This window comes from Bacillus sp. T-10(2022) (assembly GCF_056502895.1).
The window spans coordinates 1,122,679-1,139,998 of sequence record NZ_CP113518.1 but is presented as its reverse complement, the minus strand read 5'-3'; the positions used below and the strand labels follow the sequence as shown (position 1 = coordinate 1,139,998).

Here is a 17,320-nt window from a genome sequence, read left to right as displayed (position 1 = left end):
TACTAACTATACTTGTTAGCTGCTCATAAATGCAATGAAAACTTCATGGAAGCTGAACGGCTGGCATCACTTCCCATTGGCACCTAATCCGATATCAACCATTTCTGGACAGCCTTTAAACGAAATCAGAAAAAAACATCTTCTCGAGATGAAGATGTTCTGTAATGCATCCCTTAAGTTTTCCGTTTGTTCCGCGATCTCACTTTCCTTTTTGTTCTGTGACCTTCAAACTAAGTAATTTTTCATTTTTCAAATCATGTTGTACAGTCACGATGACATTGAACTCCTGACCTTTATTCTCGACCAAAAATCTGAAATCGTCTTCGACTAGATTTTTCGCTACCGTTTTTCTGCCCTTATATTCGTAATCGGTAATCTCAACTTCAGGATAATCTGCCTGCACTATTGTAATCGCAATCTTTCCGTATTTTTCGTAATCGGGTTTTTGGGCTTGTGCTGAAATGTCCCCTGCTTGCATAATCAAAAAAATCCCCATTAGCATCACGATGACTTTTTTCAAAATCTTTTCCTCCTCATACTTTCCGGTTAGTATTATTATGTAAAATTGTTCAGTTGTTATGCAGCTGCTTCGCTTCTTTTACAAGCATGATTCCAACTAATCGATTCCTCTCCCACTCCTCAGGAAACACAGTCAATGGCGGATTGGTTTCATCCACTAAATAACTAAGTTCAATCGTCATTCCCGGGCGGCGGAATTCAGTTATGAACCAATCCGTATATCCGCTTCCTACCGCTTCTTTTTCCGGAAAGGTCAGTTCATATCCAGTCAATTCGGCAGTCTTTTTGGCAATGCCATAATCCCTCGCCATATTTTTCCGTTTATTATTATAATGCCAAAAGATTTCCCTTCCTGAGGTATGATAGGAAACGGCAATAAGGGGATCGATCATTTTCGTGAAATCCGTAAGCGCTATTACTTCAGCTGCTTCAAGTGGTTGTCGGCCCTTATAAAATTGATACGTCGGTTTTGTTTCATGACTCATGACTTCTTTCCATCCAGCCGGATACTGCCTATTTAAATCAATGCCTTTAGCGTTGGCTTTCCACCGGGACCAATTCCTGCTATATCGGTTCATTTTCCATACCGCAGCCTTTTCAAGAATATTTAAGTTGGATAAATCTCCTTGCTGGATGCTGACGCCATCTGGATTCAGCATCGGGATGAACCAGATGCTCACCTCATCCAATGTTTCCGTCCGGTATTCTCCAACAGGTTTGCCCGCTCGATAGGCGGCTGCATATTCTTCAAGCATGCGCATTAAAAGTTTGGAGCTGAGCCATTCCCGTCCATGATGTGATCCCACCAGCAAAATCGATCTTTTTCCTTTTCCTAACTTGACTGCCTTTATATTTTTTCCCTTTTCAGTTTGCCCGATTATTTGAACATCCAATTCATACTGCTTTTGGATTCCTTGAAGATCCATTTCCATCTGTTCAGGGGAATACACTTCTGCCGCCAGCGATGGTTCAGGGAAAAAAAGAAGCACTAGTATTCCAATTACCATTATTTTTCTCATGTACTCACCTTTTATTTTTATTCAGGTAAAAAGCAACAACCGCGGTCCATATACATCGCCACTTATTGTAAGGAAATGTTCTGTCGTATCTGAACAAAATACAAATAGCTCCTTAATAAGGGGGAGAAGAACATGAGGATCGCTGATTATGATCAAGCATTGTTTCACACACACCGTTCTGATTGGGACAGCTTGTTAGTATTGATGGTTCGAACGAAAGATCACTTTCTTTCAAAAAAAATAGAACATTTTTTGCACGCTTACAGGTTTGAGCATGATTATCAAATCGTTCAATCCCAGCTATATGCACTGCTTCGATATCTGGATCATGCGGCAGAAAAAACAAGTGATTATTTAAGTGAACTTCCAAGCTAAAATCAACTATAGTTTTTGCAAAACGGGAAAAATTATACAAGAAGAGGATTAATGTTCGGGGATATAACTTTGGCTGGTGAAACCCTATAAAAACAAGGAAGGGTCAGGTATGTAAATACCTGACCCTCATTTCATCATTTTTTCATTGCAGCATATGCGTTTGCATACATTTTAAGTTCTTCAATCATACCTTCTACAAGTACCGCAGATTCTTCAAATAAACCATCATTTTCGTAATCGAAGCAATGCGGATCCAGAACCAATTGTTTGGCGATCACATTTGCATAAAGGCTTCGACCCACTGTTCTCATGGAATTCAAGGCATTGATCCCGCCTTTTCCTCCGCCGGAGACAGCCAATAAAGCTACTGGTTTATGCGTGAATTGTTCGCTGCTTAGAAAATCCAAGGCATTTTTCAAGGCCCCGCTCATGGAACCATGATATTCCGGAGTTGTCAGAATTACGCCATCAGCTTCCTCGATGCTTTTCCGAAGACCTTGGATCACTTCCAGTTGATATTGCTCACCTTCACCTGAATATAAAGGGATTTCGCTATTGCTTAAATCAATAAGTTCCGCTCCGTATTTCTTGGATATGTAGCGTGAGGCAATCCCCGTACGCCCTTGTTTACGTGGTGAACCATTAATGATTACTAATTTCATGAATTAAACCTCCATTATTCCCGATGTTTTCCGAGATCAGTCGCCAATACAGTATACCAAAACCGAAACGGAATTTCCTAGAATTTTGATTTTTCATGCAACTAAAAAGCATAAAAAAACGAAAGACCGAAGAAGTCTTTCGTTTAACTTTAACGACAAAATGGGATTCGGAGTCCCAATCCGAGGTGAGGGTCGAAAAAAATTCGTGAACGGTCGAATATAATGCCTCAACGGTCGAATAATGTGCGAGGTAGGTCGAATACTGTCCTGGATAGGTTGAATACAGTGCGTGAACGACCGAATACAGTGAGGCTTGGGTCAATAAACTGCGTCAACGGCCCAAGACAGTGCAGCGAGTCGAATAAAGTGCTCCGGTCTTTATGGTTTTTTACTGTTATCCTCATTGGATTAAAGAAAATTTGCGACACTACTGGCTAGCCGAGACCCAAGAGGCGCTTACTTTGATGCGGCTTGGCAGACAGTCGGGCGGAAAGGGAGCGGATTTCTGAAATCAAATGAACTTTTCTAAATAAAAAACTGCAGGCAAACTGATTTTTCATCGAGTTTGCCTACAGTCTTTCGTCTAGCTTTCATACATTTAAACCAATGCTTCAATCTTGCTCATGAAATCTTCCATGACTCCCGATAACTTGGACTCAGCTTCTTGCATTGATTTACCTTGGACACCGAAATAGAATTTAATTTTCGGTTCAGTGCCTGAAGGACGCAGGCAAACCCATGTACCATCCTCAAGGAAATACTTCAATACATTTGATTTCGGAAGCTCGATCAATTCTTCATCATTTGAAAGTAATGTACGCTTCTTGCTGCTTTGGTAATCTTCTTCAGCGACTACCTGAATGCCAGCAATTCGGGAAGGAGGATTTTGACGGAATTGATTCAATATTCCAGAAATCTGTTTCGCTCCCTCAATGCCCTTTAAAGTCAATGAACGCAAACCTTCCAAGTAAAAGCCGTACTTTTCAAACACATTCAGCAACCCTTCATATAGGGTCAATCCCTGCTTTTTATAATGGGCACAGACCTCGACAGCAAGCACTGCAGCTTGAATGGCATCCTTATCACGTGCAAAGTCTTTAATCAGATAACCGTAGCTTTCTTCATATCCGAACAAAAAGCTGCTTTCTCCGCTTTCATGATACTGATTTATTTTCTCGGCGATGAACTTAAACCCGGTAAGTACATCAACCGTCTTCAAGCCATATGACTCAGCAATCGTCCGGCCGATTTCTGAAGTGACGATCGTTTTTAAGACGATTCCATTTTGGGGAATCTTCCCTTTTTCTTTCTTCTGGGACAGTAAATAATCCAGGAAAAGAGCACCTGTTTGATTTCCAGTCAGGACAACATATTGGCCCCTCTCGTCTCTCACGGCAATTCCAAGCCGGTCGGCATCTGGGTCCGTTGCTATCAATAGGTCCGCCTCCACCTTGTTACCAAGCTCGATGGCCATTTCAAATGCAGCTGGTTCCTCCGGATTTGGAGACTGAACTGTCGAAAAATCCGGATCTGGCAATTCCTGCTCCTTAACGATATGCAAATTTTGATACCCTAAGCTTTGCAGTGCCCGCCTGACGGATTTATTTGCCGTTCCATGAAGCGGTGTAAAGACGATTGACACATCTATTTCCTCGGCAAGCTGCGGGTTCTCGGGAACTGTAAGCAACGCACGATTATACGCTGCATCCACTTCCTCCCCAACCATTACGATGAGGCCCTGCCCTTTAAGGATTTCAGCTTCTTCAACCTGAATTTCAAGCTCGTTTTCAATGGCATTCACGTAGCTGATCACTTGATCAGCCGCTTCCGGTGGCAATTGTGCCCCATCTGTCCCATAAACCTTGTAACCATTATATTCAGGCGGATTGTGGCTTGCCGTGATGACGATTCCAGCAAAAGCATTCAGCTCGCGAACCGCAAATGACAATTCTGGAGTTGGACGCAATTCATCGAATAAATAAGCCTTCACCCCAAATGTTGCCAAGGTCTTAGCTGCTTCGAGTGCAAATTCCGGGGACTTATGTCTTGAATCATAAGCGATCACAGCCCCTCTTCCTTTTGCTTCTTCCCCAAACGAAGAGATATATTGAGCCAACCCCACCGTTGCCTTCCTTACAGTATAAAGATTCATCCGGTTCGTTCCTGCCCCGATTTCCCCGCGCATTCCGCCTGTTCCAAATTCTAAATTTTTATAAAAGGCATCTTCGAGTTGTGCTTCATCCCGCTGCATTTCCTCAAGGAGGACACGTAATTCCCCATTTAAATTCTGGTACCCTGCCCAAGTGGTGTATAAAGATTTCCAGTCCATCTCCAACATCTCCTCCCAAACGCCTCATATTTGCTTATTATGTATCTGCCTTACATATACAAAATTATCATATTTATTCCAATAAATGAAGTAAAGGCTCGTAATGAAAAGAACCGAATCCAGCATTCTTCACATCACGAGCTCGTTTACCTCTTTATTTTTGGCCATCTTTGTAATGCAGATGGTAAATATCATGGCGGCGATCTTTCAATTGCTTTACAGTACCAGATTGACGCTCCCGCCTTAAGATTTCCAAATCGACATCGCCAATCAGGACCATCTCAAGGTTCGGGCTTGTTTCCCCGACTATGCCATCACGCGCAAATTCGAAATCCGATGGAGAGAAGATTCCCGATTGGGCATATTGGATATCCATATTTTCCGTTTGCGGAAGATTTCCGACCGTTCCGGAAATGACGGTGTAAATTTGGTTTTCCACGGCACGGGCCTGGGCACAATAACGAACCCGCAGATAGCCTTGCCTGTCTTCTGTACAAAATGGAGTGAATATGATTTTGGCTCCCATGTCGGTAGCAATCCGGGCGAGTTCCGGAAACTCAATATCATAACAAATTTGTATCGCGATTTTTCCACAATCCGTATCAAAGACACGAACGCGGTCACCTGCGTTAATACCCCACCATTTTCTTTCATTCGGTGTGATATGAATTTTATATTGCTTTTCAATCGTCCCATCGCGACGGAATAAATAAGCGATATTATAGATATTGTCATCATCTTCTTTAACGAAATGGGAACCGCCGATGATATTGACGTTATACCTTACAGCTAAAGTGGTAAACAATTCAATGTATTGCTCCGTGAAATCCGACAGTTTCCGGACAGCCAAGCTTGGTGATCTTTCATTCAAGAAAGACATCAGCTGGGTTGTGAACAATTCCGGGAACACGGCGAAATCCGCATTGGCATCCGAAGCAACATCGGTGAAATATTCGACTTGGTTAGCGAAATCTTCGAATGAATCGATTTTACGCAGCATGTATTGCACGACGCAGATACGTACCGGTTCCGATGTTTTATAATAACGTTTTGTTTTTGGCTGATAATCGACGTTATTCCACTCCATGAGCGTAGCATACTTATTCGATTGCAGATCATCCGGCAAGTAATTCGGATTGATCCTCATAAGCGTGAACCCATTTAAAAGCTGGAATGAAAGAACCGGATCATATATTTTATGCAATTGCACTTCTTTCACATATTCCCTTGGTAACAATTCATCCGCATGTTTATGGTAATTGGGGATCCTGCCCCCGATAATGATGCTTTTTAAGTTCAAATGGGCAACAAGTTCTTTCCTTGAATCATATAGTCTTTGGCCAATTTTCATCCTGCGGAATTCAGGATGGACCATGACCTCGATTCCATATAAATTATAACCGTCCGGATTATGATTCGTGATGTATCCATTATCGGTTACATCATCCCATGTATGGCGGTCATCATATTCGTCAAAATTAATAATGAGGCTGGAACATGAGCCAATCACTTTTCCATCATATTCAGCCACAAACTGCCCCTCTGGAAAAATTGCCAGATGGCTCTCAAGCTGATCTCGCTTCCAGGGAACCATTCCAGGAAAGCAACTCGACTGCAAAGCAATTATTTCATCTATGTCTCCTAGCCTCATATTACGTATTTCCATTATTTTTTCATATTTATGCAGGTCCAAATTAGGCATTTTCCTCAGACTCCTTTATTCTCTTCCATAAGAATTATACCCCTTATTCAAAAATTAAAACAACTGAACCTACCCATGGATTTCAAATAAAAACATTCTGATTGTCCGTTAAAAGAATATATATTTTACATACGCGGTCCTTACATACTATACTTTTCATGAGAGTATAAAGAGATGGGGAAGAGGAACCATGAACAATACAAAACGCAGTGTGGAAAACTTATTATTTGCAGCCTGGGCTGCTTCCATCATTGCTATGTTTGGAAGCTTATATTTTTCTGAAATCAAGCAATATGAACCTTGTGTGCTCTGTTGGTATCAGCGGATCATCATGTATCCTTTTACGATCATTTTAGGAATTGCAATCATTCGAAAAGATTATTGGATCAGCTTTTATACGATGATATTATCCGCTATCGGTGCATTCATTTCCACGTACCATTACTTGATACAAAAGGTTTCATTCTTTTCTGACCACACCCTTGCATGCGGAAGGGTTCCATGTACAGGTCAATATATAAACGTATTTGGTTTCATCACCATCCCGTTCCTAGCCTTGACTGCATTCATCATTATTTTCATATGCAGTTACATCATATGGACAAGATCCAAGGAGGTTGCAGCTTAATGAAGAAAATGGCTATATTTTTAGTGATAATCGTCGCGATATTTGTCCTGCTGGGCGTTTTTACAAACTTGAAAAAAGAAGAAAAATCAAAAGGAAATCCATACGGCAAGGATAAGCTTAAACCCGCTACTGTCGATCAGCTGGATGACCCCAATTATCAAAACTTGATCCTGCCGGAAGAATTGGAGCAGGACCTCCAGGATAATGAAGATGTGACCGTTTACTTCTATAGTCCTGAGTGCCCGCATTGTCTAAAAACCACGCCAATCGTGGCTCCTTTGGCAGAAAAGTTGGGAATCGATCTAGTTCAATATAATCTTTTGGAGTTTGAACAAGGATGGAGCGATTATGGCATCAAAAAGACCCCGACCATCGTTCACTATAATAATGGCAAAGAACAAGAACGGATCGTTGGCTATAATGATGAGGAAACGTTCGAGAAATGGTTCAAGGACCACGATATTAATTAAGGATGGAAAAAATGAGCCGGCCCTAACGGAAATGCTTCTCCCGTTATAGCCGGCTCATTTTTTTTGCCTTATACTAAATATTGATTCGCCACCTGGATGTCCATCATCTGAATCTCATTATTCGATTCTTGGTTTATACTTGAAAAATGGTCATAATAAAAGGGGAAGAATATTCCGCATTCATTCAATAGAGTGATGTTATGTTGGAACAATTCTTCAGATTCAGGTTCCATCACTATAAACTCTTCTCTCTTTTGTTTGTCTAATATCGACATAAGGACTTGAAGACATGTCATTACTTGAAATGCGTCTCTTAATGTTGCCAAGTAAGTAACAGAACTTTGATTGGGCTCTAAAACGCCAATCTCGCGAAAATGAAGGATTTCACTTTCCGTAAAGTATTTTGGAAATACAGATTTGTAGAAACGAGAAACGAGACTCGCTATTTCTTGCTCTTGTTCTTCCGTTGAAGAAAAGACCGTCTTCACTAAAAAAACCACCTTTTTTCAGATCCGTTAGACCTATCTATTATATGTATATTCTAGGACAAGCGATTTCTTCCCCACTAGAATAACATAAATATTGTAAAAAATATGTGGTAATTTCCACCACGAAAATTTCAGCAATAGGTCCAAAGTTACTTTTTCATGACTAATTCTTGATTATTATATATTTTTTTCATTTAATCAAAAACCAAAGCAGTCGAAAGTAGGAGTTTTTATTGGAAAATTTCAGAATAACTAACCAACATTTAATAATAGATGTTCTCCAAACTTGGAATGGATTAACATTGGAAAAGCTTTTTAGGGAGCGTTGGAAGGCCCCAAAGAAATTAGTGCATGAATGGAGAATGAGTAAAGAAGTGACAGTGAACGGGTATTCCGTAACATGGTCAACAATCCTTAATGAAGGAGATACGATCAGAATCCCCTTATTGGATCACGCTGAAAATGAAACAGTACAAGCGGCAGACTTAGGAATTTCCATCTTATATGAAGATGATGTGTTGTTGATAGCCAATAAACCGGCTGGAATGGATACCCACCCTTCTCAGCCGGGTGAAGCACACTCCCTCCTCAATGGAGTTGCACACCATCTTCAAAAAAACGGCCAAACCTGTATGATCAAGCATATTCATAGGCTTGATAAAGATACCACCGGTGCCGTCCTTTTTGCCAAAAACCGCCTCATTGGGTCCATGCTGGATAGAATGTTGGAAGAAAGGGAAATCAAGCGGACTTACCTAGCTTTAGTACAAGGAAACATTAAAAAGGATGAAGGCGAAATCAAAGAAAAAATTGGCCGCGACCGCCACCATGCCACGAGAAGAAGGGTTTCCCCTACAGGCCAGACGGCAGTCACCCACTATCGGGTGCTCAACCGCTATCCCAAGAAAAACTTGACACTCGTCAGCTGCACCCTGGAAAGCGGCCGAACCCATCAGATCAGGGTGCATTTCAGTCATTTGAACCACCCCTTGGCCGGAGATTCCTTATATGGCGGAAAAAGGACATTTCCACGTCAAGCCCTTCATGCAAGAAAAATTGAATTCATCCACCCCATTTCAGAAGAAAAAATGATCGTTGAAGCTCCTTTCATTGATAAACCTGAAATATTCGATTTCACCATTTAAACAAAAAAACACCGTTCCATACCGGACGGTGTTTTTTTTGTAGACAAAAGGAGTTCTATCTAAATTTTTAAACATAGTTGATTGGAGCGGGTGTGCGAAACTCCTGCGGGAATAGCGAGTCCAAGGGAGACCCCACAGGCGCAAGGCGCCGAGGAGGCTTCCCGGACCGCCCCCGGGAAGCGAGTGCCTGGAGAGGAAATCAACGTTTCAATTCTATAAACACTCAAAAAATACTGTAGGAAAAATTATTATCGAGTTTGCAAACTAATGGGGCCCTATCTAAAAGGTAAAACAAAGTTGATTGGAGCGTAAGGTACGAGACTCCTGCCGGAAAACGTGTCCAGGGAAGACCCCGCAGGCGAGGAGGCTTCCCGGACCGCCCGCGGAAAGCGAGTGCCTGGAGAGGAAATCAACGTTTCAATTCTATAAACACTCAAAAGTACTGTAGGAAAAATCAATTATTATCGAGTTTGTAGACAAATGGGGCCCTATCTAAAAGGTAAAACATAGTTGATTGGAGCGTAAGGTACGAGACTCCTGCCGGAAAACGTGTCCAGGGAAGACCCCGCAGGCGAGGAGGCTTCCCGGACCGCCCGCGGAAAGCGAGTGCCTGGAGAGGAAATCAACACTTATTTGCAAACTCAATTAATTTCGAATTTGTAACAGTCTGAAACACCATTCCTTTTCGGACGGTGTACTTATTTCTTCATTAATATTATCCGAATTGTCGCTCATATTTTTTTCAGCGGACTGATTCTCTGCATGTTAGGTCAACCGAAATATACGCATGTCGGGACGAAATCCGTTCTTTTGGCATAAAAAAATAGCTGGCCACTTGGGCCAGCTTTATTTTTTGTATTTATGAAGCTTTTCTCATGCCTTTTAAGATAAGGCTTAAGATGAAGACAAATACGATTGCACCAATCAATGCTGGAATTATCGCGAAATCTGCAACTGAAGGTCCCCAGTTCCCAAGAATTAATGAACCTAACCATGCACCAACAAAACCAGCGATAATGTTACCGATAATTCCAAATGGTACGTCACGTCCAACGATCATACCTGCTAACCAACCAATGATACCTCCGATAATTAATGACCATAAAAATCCCATAATATATTTCCTCCTTCAAATTAGTTATTTTTTCATTTCTGCAGCAGACTCCAAGAAATCAAATCACTTCCATATTGTCATGCCATTTTTCAGTTATTTTAACTTTTACATTCAAAATGGTATGATGCCGATTAGCACGATATCTAATGAATGTGAATGCTTTAGTTATTGGGTAGAGTTAGCTAGCTATAGCCCTTGAGTAACTGATTGGACAATCCATGTTAGTGATTTTTTTCTTTTTGTTTGCCGCTGTACTCATTATTTTCCCCGTTTTAATAATCTAAAACCTAATTTTTTTAAAAAATATTTGGTAACGAAAACAGGATTATCAGACATATTAAACGGGTATACCATAGGCTTTAACTTTGTCACATTGTTAGTATAAGCAGTAACTGTCTCAATTATGTTCATAAAGGAAAAAGAAAAAGGATGCCCCAATTATCGGGACACCCTTCTATTATTTGCAGCATTCTTAGAACAAAAGTTCATCGGGATTGCTGCCGAACCGTTCATTTTTGTTCAAGGCATCTATTTGATTCATTTCATTCAGGCTTAATGAAAAGTCAAATACCTGTGCATTTTCCTCGATACGGGACGGCGTAATCGATTTAGGTATTACAACTAGATCATGTTGCAGATGCCATCTAATCAACACTTGCGCTGAACTTTTCCCATGCTTCTTCGCTATATGATTAATTGTCGGCTCTTCCAATAGGTTCCCTCTTCCTAGCGGGCTCCAAGATTCTACCTTTATTTCATGTTTTGCACAGTAATCACGAATTTCTACTTGTGTCAAAAGTGGGTGTAATTCAATTTGATTGACGACCGGCTTCACTTCACTGTTTGCAAGTAAATTTTCCAAATGATGAACATGGAAATTACTTACACCGATTGATTTCACCTTGCCATCCTTATAAAGCTTTTCCAAAGCCCTCCAGGTTTCCAGATATTTATCTTTTCCCGGCCAGTGGATCAAGTATAAATCCAAGTATTCCAAGCCAAGGCGATTTAAACTATCATCAAATGCCTGGAGCGTCGTTTCGTATCCTTGCTCTGTATTCCACACTTTAGATGTAATGAACAATTCTTCACGAGGCACGCCGCATTCACGAATCGCCTGGCCAACACCTTCTTCATTTTCATAAATGGCCGCAGTATCGATCGCACGATATCCAACTTCGATCGCTTTCTTGACAGACTCAACCGTTTCATTGCCGTTTTTCACTTTAAATACACCAAAACCTAACTGTGGCATTTTAACTCCATTATGTAAGGTGATCGTTTCCCCAATGTTTGAAATCATTCCATCATTCCCCCTTACTTTTATTTACCAATTATACATCCCTCCACCTTCTATTTCTAACCATAAGCCTCGGGATTTATAGAGTTCCTTAAACGAAACGCACCCGTTTATATATATAAGAGGAAACATTTTATCTTTTTAATCATTCACCAAGTTAAATATTTTGTAAAAAAATGACGAAACATCTATCCTTATAGGTATGAAATTCGTTACAATTGAATAGTTCGATTTAAAACCAAGTAAAAAAGAAGGTGTCAGCTTTTAAAGAATAATCAAACGTAAAACTCCCATTCTAAATATTGAGGAGTTGCAAACTGTTTTGCGCCCATTCATTGGCCAAAATCCATATACACTTTACACTTGAAATCAAGGGAGTCCTCCATGTATGAATAGCATACTCATCTTAACAGTGCTAATTATTATTTTTGCTTTGGTCTTTGACTTTATCAATGGTTTCCATGATACGGCTAACGCCATCGCTACAGCAGTATCAACCAAGGCGCTTAAACCACGTCATGCAATCATCCTGGCTGCGGTCATGAATTTACTAGGAGCACTGACCTTTACCGGTGTTGCGCATACCATTACGAAGGATATCGTTGATCCTTTCACATTGAACAATGGTTCTTATGTAATCCTTGCTGCTCTAATTTCGGCCATAATATGGAATTTAATCACCTGGTATTTTGGCATTCCAAGCAGTTCCTCCCATGCGATCATTGGTTCAATAGCGGGAGCTGCCATCGTGGCTAGTGGATTCGATGCGATTAAATGGAGTGGATTCACTAAAATTGTACAAGCATTGATTCTATCTCCCATCCTTGCCTTTACGCTTGGTTTCATTGTATACAGTATTTTCAAGGTAGTATTCAAAAATAATAATTTAGGAAAAACCAATAAGCGATTCAGGAGAATACAAATTCTCACAGCGGCCATCCAGTCTTATACACATGGAACGAATGATGCTCAAAAATCCATGGGTATCATCACGATGGCTTTGATCGCTAACGGATATGCCTCTACCTCTGAGGTTCCTTTCTGGGTACAATTATCCTGCGCAATTGCCATGGCGCTTGGTACATCTATCGGAGGTTGGAAGATCATCAAAACAGTTGGCGGTAAAATCATGAAAATCCGTCCGGTTAATGGAGTTGCTGCCGATATGACTGGTGCATCGATCATTTTCGGCGCAACCTTCCTCCATATGCCTGTCAGCACGACTCATGTCATTTCTTCTTCAATACTTGGGGTCGGTTCTGCACACCGCATCAAAGGGGTAAAATGGGGAACCGCCAAAAACATGTTGGTCACTTGGTTCATTACATTGCCAATTTCTGCTTCTTTAGCTGGAATCATTTACTATTTGATTGCTTTATTTTTATAGAACCTTTCGCCTTTCCATATCGGAAAGGCTTTTTTTTTACAATTCCCCCTTATAAATGCAGGCTTTTTCCCTTTTTTTAATTTTCCTTGTTTTTTTATGTAAAGTTTTATTAAGATTTTGTAAATTTTCGTCGAAAAACCTTCCCGGATACTACATGAATTCGTTACAATCAATTTGTTAATACTAAGCGTACGACTAAAGTGCGTAAATTTGCATGACTAATTGGGAGGCTTTAACATGGCTTTTAAATCAAAAAAAGACAAATTCGCTGTAATGCTTTTTAACATCGCTCAAAACCTAAAAGAAGGTGCTGACTATTTCGCGGATTATAAACTCAAGAACATCTCCGATCTCAAAGTATTTTCAGATACGATGAAAGACTTTGAGCATAAAGGCGATTCAATGGTTCATAATGTGATCAAAGAGCTGAACAATGCTTTCATCACTCCTATCGAACGGGAGGATATCCTTGAATTAACCATGAGAATGGATGATGTCATAGACGGTTTGGAACACTGTGCGGCATTATTCGAAATGTACTCAATTGTCAATGCAGATGAGTATATGCTTAAGTTTGTGGATGCAATCAAACAGTGTACGTATGAGATTGAAAATGCTGTCGATACACTATCCACTAAAAAATTGCCAATGATTCGTGAACATGCAATAAAAATTAAAGATCTTGAATCCGTTTGTGACGGAATCCAACGTCAATCAATCAAAAACTTGTTTACAGTAGAAAAAGATCCAATCAGGATCATTCAATATAAAGAAATTTACGAAAGCCTTGAAGAGATCGCCGATCACTGTCAAGCGGTGGCCAATACACTTGAAACAATCATAATGAAAAACGCCTAAGGAGTACCCCAATAAATGGATACTTTATTAATTATAACAATATTAATCGTTTTCTTTGCTTTAGCATTTGACTTCATCAATGGTTTTCATGATACAGCCAATGCAATAGCGACTGCTGTTTCAACAAAGGCCTTGAAGCCTAGGCATGCCATCATCTTGGCAGCCGTCATGAATTTCGTCGGAGCCATGACATTTACTGGAGTGGCGAAGACCATAACGAAGGATATCGTGGATCCGTTCACGCTTCCGAATGGTTCATATGTAATTATGGCTGCTCTACTTGCCGCTATCATATGGAACCTTCTAACCTGGTATTACGGAATACCAAGCAGTTCCTCCCATGCATTGATTGGTTCGATTGCTGGTGCAGCCATTGCTGCAGCGGGATTCGCTGGAATTAAATGGGAAGGTTTCATGAAAATTCTTCAAGCTTTGATTTTCTCCCCGTTAATTGCTTTTGTAATCGGGTTTATCGTATACAGCATCTTTAAAGTTGTCTTTAAAAACAATAACCTGACAAAAACAAACCAAAAATTCCGGACTATACAGATTGCTACTGCAGCACTTCAATCGTATACCCACGGAACGAACGACGCTCAAAAAGCGATGGGTATCATCACGATGGCCCTTATTGCAAATGGTTATGCATCAAGTACCGATATCGCCTTCTGGGTTCAGTTCTCCTGTGCGCTGGCAATGGGACTTGGAACTTCCGTCGGCGGATGGAAAATCATTAAAACCGTTGGCGGCAAAATCATGAAAATCCGCCCGGTCAATGGTGTTGCAGCGGACTTAACCGGAGCCTTTATCATTTTCGGCGCGACTGTAATACACATGCCGGTCAGTACAACACATGTTATTTCGTCTTCAATCCTTGGTGTTGGATCTGCGCATCGTGTCAAGGGCGTAAAATGGGGAACGGCAAAAAGAATGATCATCACTTGGTTCATTACCATTCCCATCTCTGCAACATTAGCTGGTTTGCTTTATCTTTTAATTAACTTCTTATTCTAAAATAAAATCCCTTCCGGTTTCCATCGGTAGGGATTTTCTGTTTTGACATAGGATTTATCTATGCTAATTAATAGGAAATCGTTTAAAATTCAAGGAGAAGGAATTTTTTTTAGCGAGGGGCAAAATAACAATGAAGGAATTCGAAAAAAATAGAGATATTTTTAAAGACCTTTATGGAGATATGATGGAGTTTGCCGATAGAATCAGTTCTGTTTTAGGCTGCCCCATTACAATCGAGGACGGTAACCATCGCTTACTTGCTTATAGCACTCACGATGATACGACGGATCAGGCTCGTATCATGACCATAATCGGAAGACGTGTCCCTGAAAAGGTCATCAACAGTTTATGGAAAGATGGCTTCATACCCGCGTTATTGAAAGAAGATGCCCCTATTAAAATCGGGGCCATCAATGATGTCGGTCTCGGTAACAGGGTTGCGGTTTCCATCCGGAAAAATAATGAAGTACTTGGATTCATTTGGGCTTTGGAAGTAAATGAACCATTCACCGAAGAAGATATGCAATTTCTGCAATTCGCTGCCAAGGAGGCGAAGAACCAGTTACAGCAATTGCAATTGAAAAAGAAAAGGAAAGAAGCAGGTCATCAAGAGTTCCTTTGGCGCATGTTGACCGGGCACTACCAAGAAGAATCGGAAATAATTGAAAATTATAAGAAATTCTCGATCCATGTTCCAGTGGTTTTTTCCATATTGGTATTCGAATTTCCTAAAGAGATCAATCGCGAAGTGGAGCGCTACATTTCATACATGTTAACGACCACTCAAAAGATAAACAGTTCCTTATTTGCCATTGACCATAACAAGCTCATTCTTTTCGCAGGAGCCAACCAGGAAAACAGCCCTTCTTTCACTTCATCGATTTATGAGTTCATTCCTTTTTTCATTCTGGAGATGAAACGGCGTTTCGGTGTTGAGCATATCCTTGGAACGGCTGGCAATATGTATAAAAACTTAATGGATGTTAAATCAAGTTACGAAGAAGCTCTATACACTCTAAAAATGAAGAATATATTCCCTGATGACATGAAACTCATTTTACATTATGAAGAACTTGGCATGTTTCAAATGATTGAATCACTCGCAAGCAACAAACAGCGTCGTGTTCATCCTTCCATCCTTAAACTTAAAGCATACGATATGAAAAACCAGACGGAATTGCTGCAAACACTCACCGTCTATCTAGAGAAAGACTGCAACCCAAACGAGGCTTCAAGAAACCTTCATATCCATGTGAATACATTGAATTATCGATTAAAAAGGATCTCGGAAGTGGGAAATATCCGGTTAAAAGACCCGATACAAAAAATGTCCCTCTTTCTTAACATTAAACTTAATCAATATGATGAATTCTCCAAGAAAAATTAATGATATATTCCCTGATATGGAATACTAGAAGTGTGGAAAGGTTGATCTTATGAAATTTGAAACAAAAGAAGAACTTGAAAAAGAATTAGCAATCATAGAAAAATGGGAGAAGGATCAAAAAGGACTATGGTTTTGGGAACGGATTGGGCGGATTCCCTTCAAGCTATTGGATAAGTTGACACCGGATTTCATTCAGAAAAAATTGGGTGTCATGCTTGATGAAATCGGAAGCTACATTCAGAATGGCGGAAAATATTTAACGAAAGAAGCTCATATTCTAAATCAGCTGCAAGCCAAGAATCCCGAGTTGAATATTACTGCCGTGGAGGATGTTTCAAGCATACCCCTCCATATCATGGATAGCGTGAGTCAGGATATTAAAAATTCAGGCAGCAAATTGGCAACGGTTCAAGGGGCCACTACCGGGATTGGCGGAATCTTCACCTTGGCAATCGACATCCCCCTTCTTCTCGGCATGTCGATCAAAACCCTTCAGGATATCGCCATCACATATGGCTTCAATCCTAGGGACCGCCAAGAACGTATATTCATCGTCAAATGCCTGCAATTCACAGCATCGGATGTTGTCGGCAAAAAGGCTCTATTAAATGAATTGTCGAAAATGACCCAGACTGATTCCCAATCAAAAAGGGAAATAGCATCAGAACTGCAAGGATGGCGAGAAGTCGTTTATACATACCGTGATCAGTTTGGCTGGAAAAAGCTTTTGCAAATGGTTCCTGTTGCCGGAATAATATTTGGCGCCCTGACAAATCGTTCGATGATTGCCGATATAGCCGATACGGGAATCATGCTTTATAAGAAAAGAAGGATTCTAGAGCGCATTCAAGAACCAATTGCAAAGAATTGAATTCAGCTTTAATTGGGTTTTGATCCTGGCAAGTCCATGTTTTTTGAAACTG

17 protein-coding genes are annotated in these 17,320 nt (G+C 40.6%); 9 read left to right on the top strand and 8 right to left on the bottom strand.

Annotated elements, in window-relative coordinates:
- Positions 1-199: 199 nt before the first annotated feature.
- Together OSJ91_RS05495 and OSJ91_RS05490 are read right to left on the bottom strand one after the other, a co-directional pair.
- On the bottom strand, positions 200-520 hold the full coding sequence (locus OSJ91_RS05495; protein WP_350301546.1) for a DUF3889 domain-containing protein: 321 nt from the start codon (positions 518-520) through the stop codon (positions 200-202).
- 49 nt (positions 521-569) lie between these two features.
- On the bottom strand, positions 570-1,538 hold the full coding sequence (locus OSJ91_RS05490) for a M14 family zinc carboxypeptidase (protein WP_485891170.1): 969 nt from the start codon (positions 1,536-1,538) through the stop codon (positions 570-572).
- Between the two features lie 132 nt (positions 1,539-1,670).
- Between OSJ91_RS05490 and OSJ91_RS05485 the strand changes: the two genes are divergently transcribed.
- The gene (locus OSJ91_RS05485) at positions 1,671-1,913 is read left to right on the top strand and encodes a YhdB family protein (protein WP_048689737.1); all 243 of its coding nucleotides are present in this window, start codon (positions 1,671-1,673) and stop codon (positions 1,911-1,913) included.
- A 134-nt stretch (positions 1,914-2,047) separates the two neighbouring features.
- Here the strand turns inward: OSJ91_RS05485 and OSJ91_RS05480 are convergent, their stop codons facing one another.
- The 3 genes from OSJ91_RS05480 to OSJ91_RS05470 all read right to left on the bottom strand — a co-directional run bounded on the left by OSJ91_RS05480 (position 2,048) and on the right by OSJ91_RS05470 (position 6,606).
- Entirely contained in the window at positions 2,048-2,575 is a 528-nt protein-coding gene (locus OSJ91_RS05480) for an NADPH-dependent FMN reductase (RefSeq protein WP_350301544.1), read from the bottom strand.
- A 598-nt stretch (positions 2,576-3,173) separates the two neighbouring features.
- Positions 3,174-4,904: a phospho-sugar mutase gene (locus OSJ91_RS05475; protein WP_485891169.1), complete on the bottom strand. Its 1,731-nt coding sequence runs from the start codon at positions 4,902-4,904 to the stop codon at positions 3,174-3,176.
- 154 nt (positions 4,905-5,058) lie between these two features.
- Positions 5,059-6,606 carry a GNAT family N-acetyltransferase gene (locus tag OSJ91_RS05470; protein WP_350301542.1) on the bottom strand — a complete coding sequence of 516 codons (1,548 nt, stop codon included), beginning with the start codon at positions 6,604-6,606 and terminating at the stop codon, positions 5,059-5,061.
- A gap of 190 nt (positions 6,607-6,796) precedes the next feature.
- Here OSJ91_RS05470 and OSJ91_RS05465 point away from each other — a divergent pair, with 190 nt between their 5' ends.
- Positions 6,797-7,234, top strand: a complete 438-nt coding sequence (locus OSJ91_RS05465) for a disulfide oxidoreductase (protein ID WP_350301541.1) — start codon at positions 6,797-6,799, stop codon at positions 7,232-7,234.
- The gene (locus tag OSJ91_RS05460; RefSeq protein ID WP_350301540.1) at positions 7,234-7,704 is read left to right on the top strand and encodes a thioredoxin family protein; all 471 of its coding nucleotides are present in this window, start codon (positions 7,234-7,236) and stop codon (positions 7,702-7,704) included. The genes OSJ91_RS05465 and OSJ91_RS05460 overlap by 1 nt, the downstream gene beginning before the upstream one ends.
- A gap of 68 nt (positions 7,705-7,772) precedes the next feature.
- Here OSJ91_RS05460 and OSJ91_RS05455 read toward each other — a convergent pair whose 3' ends face one another.
- Positions 7,773-8,192 carry a DUF5365 family protein gene (locus OSJ91_RS05455; RefSeq protein WP_485891168.1) on the bottom strand — a complete coding sequence of 140 codons (420 nt, stop codon included), beginning with the start codon at positions 8,190-8,192 and terminating at the stop codon, positions 7,773-7,775.
- Between the two features lie 233 nt (positions 8,193-8,425).
- Here OSJ91_RS05455 and OSJ91_RS05450 point away from each other — a divergent pair, with 233 nt between their 5' ends.
- Positions 8,426-9,337, top strand: a complete 912-nt coding sequence (locus OSJ91_RS05450; RefSeq protein ID WP_485891167.1) for an RluA family pseudouridine synthase — start codon at positions 8,426-8,428, stop codon at positions 9,335-9,337.
- An 859-nt stretch (positions 9,338-10,196) separates the two neighbouring features.
- Here OSJ91_RS05450 and OSJ91_RS05445 read toward each other — a convergent pair.
- Positions 10,197-10,451 carry a GlsB/YeaQ/YmgE family stress response membrane protein gene (locus OSJ91_RS05445; protein ID WP_170946860.1) on the bottom strand — a complete coding sequence of 85 codons (255 nt, stop codon included), beginning with the start codon at positions 10,449-10,451 and terminating at the stop codon, positions 10,197-10,199.
- Positions 10,452-10,923: 472 nt separating this feature from the next.
- Positions 10,924-11,754: an aldo/keto reductase gene (locus tag OSJ91_RS05440; RefSeq protein ID WP_350301537.1), complete on the bottom strand. Its 831-nt coding sequence runs from the start codon at positions 11,752-11,754 to the stop codon at positions 10,924-10,926.
- A 385-nt stretch (positions 11,755-12,139) separates the two neighbouring features.
- On the opposite strand from OSJ91_RS05440, the gene OSJ91_RS05435 reads away from it, so the two are divergent.
- The 5 genes from OSJ91_RS05435 to OSJ91_RS05415 all read left to right on the top strand — a co-directional run bounded on the left by OSJ91_RS05435 (position 12,140) and on the right by OSJ91_RS05415 (position 17,268).
- Entirely contained in the window at positions 12,140-13,138 is a 999-nt protein-coding gene (locus OSJ91_RS05435) for an inorganic phosphate transporter (RefSeq protein ID WP_350301536.1), read from the top strand.
- Between the two features lie 237 nt (positions 13,139-13,375).
- The gene (locus OSJ91_RS05430; protein ID WP_350301535.1) at positions 13,376-13,996 is read left to right on the top strand and encodes a DUF47 domain-containing protein; all 621 of its coding nucleotides are present in this window, start codon (positions 13,376-13,378) and stop codon (positions 13,994-13,996) included.
- Between the two features lie 15 nt (positions 13,997-14,011).
- Positions 14,012-15,010 (top strand): inorganic phosphate transporter, encoded by a 999-nt coding sequence (locus OSJ91_RS05425; RefSeq protein WP_350301534.1) that lies wholly within the window; start codon positions 14,012-14,014, stop codon positions 15,008-15,010.
- Between the two features lie 130 nt (positions 15,011-15,140).
- Positions 15,141-16,397: a PucR family transcriptional regulator gene (locus tag OSJ91_RS05420; RefSeq protein ID WP_350301533.1), complete on the top strand. Its 1,257-nt coding sequence runs from the start codon at positions 15,141-15,143 to the stop codon at positions 16,395-16,397.
- A gap of 49 nt (positions 16,398-16,446) precedes the next feature.
- A complete protein-coding gene (locus OSJ91_RS05415; RefSeq protein WP_350301532.1) occupies positions 16,447-17,268 on the top strand; it encodes an EcsC family protein in 822 nt (273 codons plus the stop codon).
- Positions 17,269-17,320: the final 52 nt, after the last annotated feature.

Coding starts and splice junctions, on each gene's coding strand:
- OSJ91_RS05490 (WP_485891170.1), bottom strand. CDS start 1,538: ATGAGAAAAATAATGGTAATTGGAATACTAGTGCTTCTTTTTTTCCCT.
- OSJ91_RS05485 (WP_048689737.1), top strand. CDS start 1,671: ATGAGGATCGCTGATTATGATCAAGCATTGTTTCACACACACCGTTCT.
- OSJ91_RS05480 (WP_350301544.1), bottom strand. CDS start 2,575: ATGAAATTAGTAATCATTAATGGTTCACCACGTAAACAAGGGCGTACG.
- OSJ91_RS05475 (WP_485891169.1), bottom strand. CDS start 4,904: ATGGACTGGAAATCTTTATACACCACTTGGGCAGGGTACCAGAATTTA.
- OSJ91_RS05470 (WP_350301542.1), bottom strand. CDS start 6,606: ATGCCTAATTTGGACCTGCATAAATATGAAAAAATAATGGAAATACGT.
- OSJ91_RS05465 (WP_350301541.1), top strand. CDS start 6,797: ATGAACAATACAAAACGCAGTGTGGAAAACTTATTATTTGCAGCCTGG.
- OSJ91_RS05460 (WP_350301540.1), top strand. CDS start 7,234: ATGAAGAAAATGGCTATATTTTTAGTGATAATCGTCGCGATATTTGTC.
- OSJ91_RS05445 (WP_170946860.1), bottom strand. CDS start 10,451: ATGGGATTTTTATGGTCATTAATTATCGGAGGTATCATTGGTTGGTTA.
- OSJ91_RS05440 (WP_350301537.1), bottom strand. CDS start 11,754: ATGATTTCAAACATTGGGGAAACGATCACCTTACATAATGGAGTTAAA.
- OSJ91_RS05435 (WP_350301536.1), top strand. CDS start 12,140: ATGAATAGCATACTCATCTTAACAGTGCTAATTATTATTTTTGCTTTG.
- OSJ91_RS05430 (WP_350301535.1), top strand. CDS start 13,376: ATGGCTTTTAAATCAAAAAAAGACAAATTCGCTGTAATGCTTTTTAAC.
- OSJ91_RS05425 (WP_350301534.1), top strand. CDS start 14,012: ATGGATACTTTATTAATTATAACAATATTAATCGTTTTCTTTGCTTTA.
- OSJ91_RS05420 (WP_350301533.1), top strand. CDS start 15,141: ATGAAGGAATTCGAAAAAAATAGAGATATTTTTAAAGACCTTTATGGA.
- OSJ91_RS05415 (WP_350301532.1), top strand. CDS start 16,447: ATGAAATTTGAAACAAAAGAAGAACTTGAAAAAGAATTAGCAATCATA.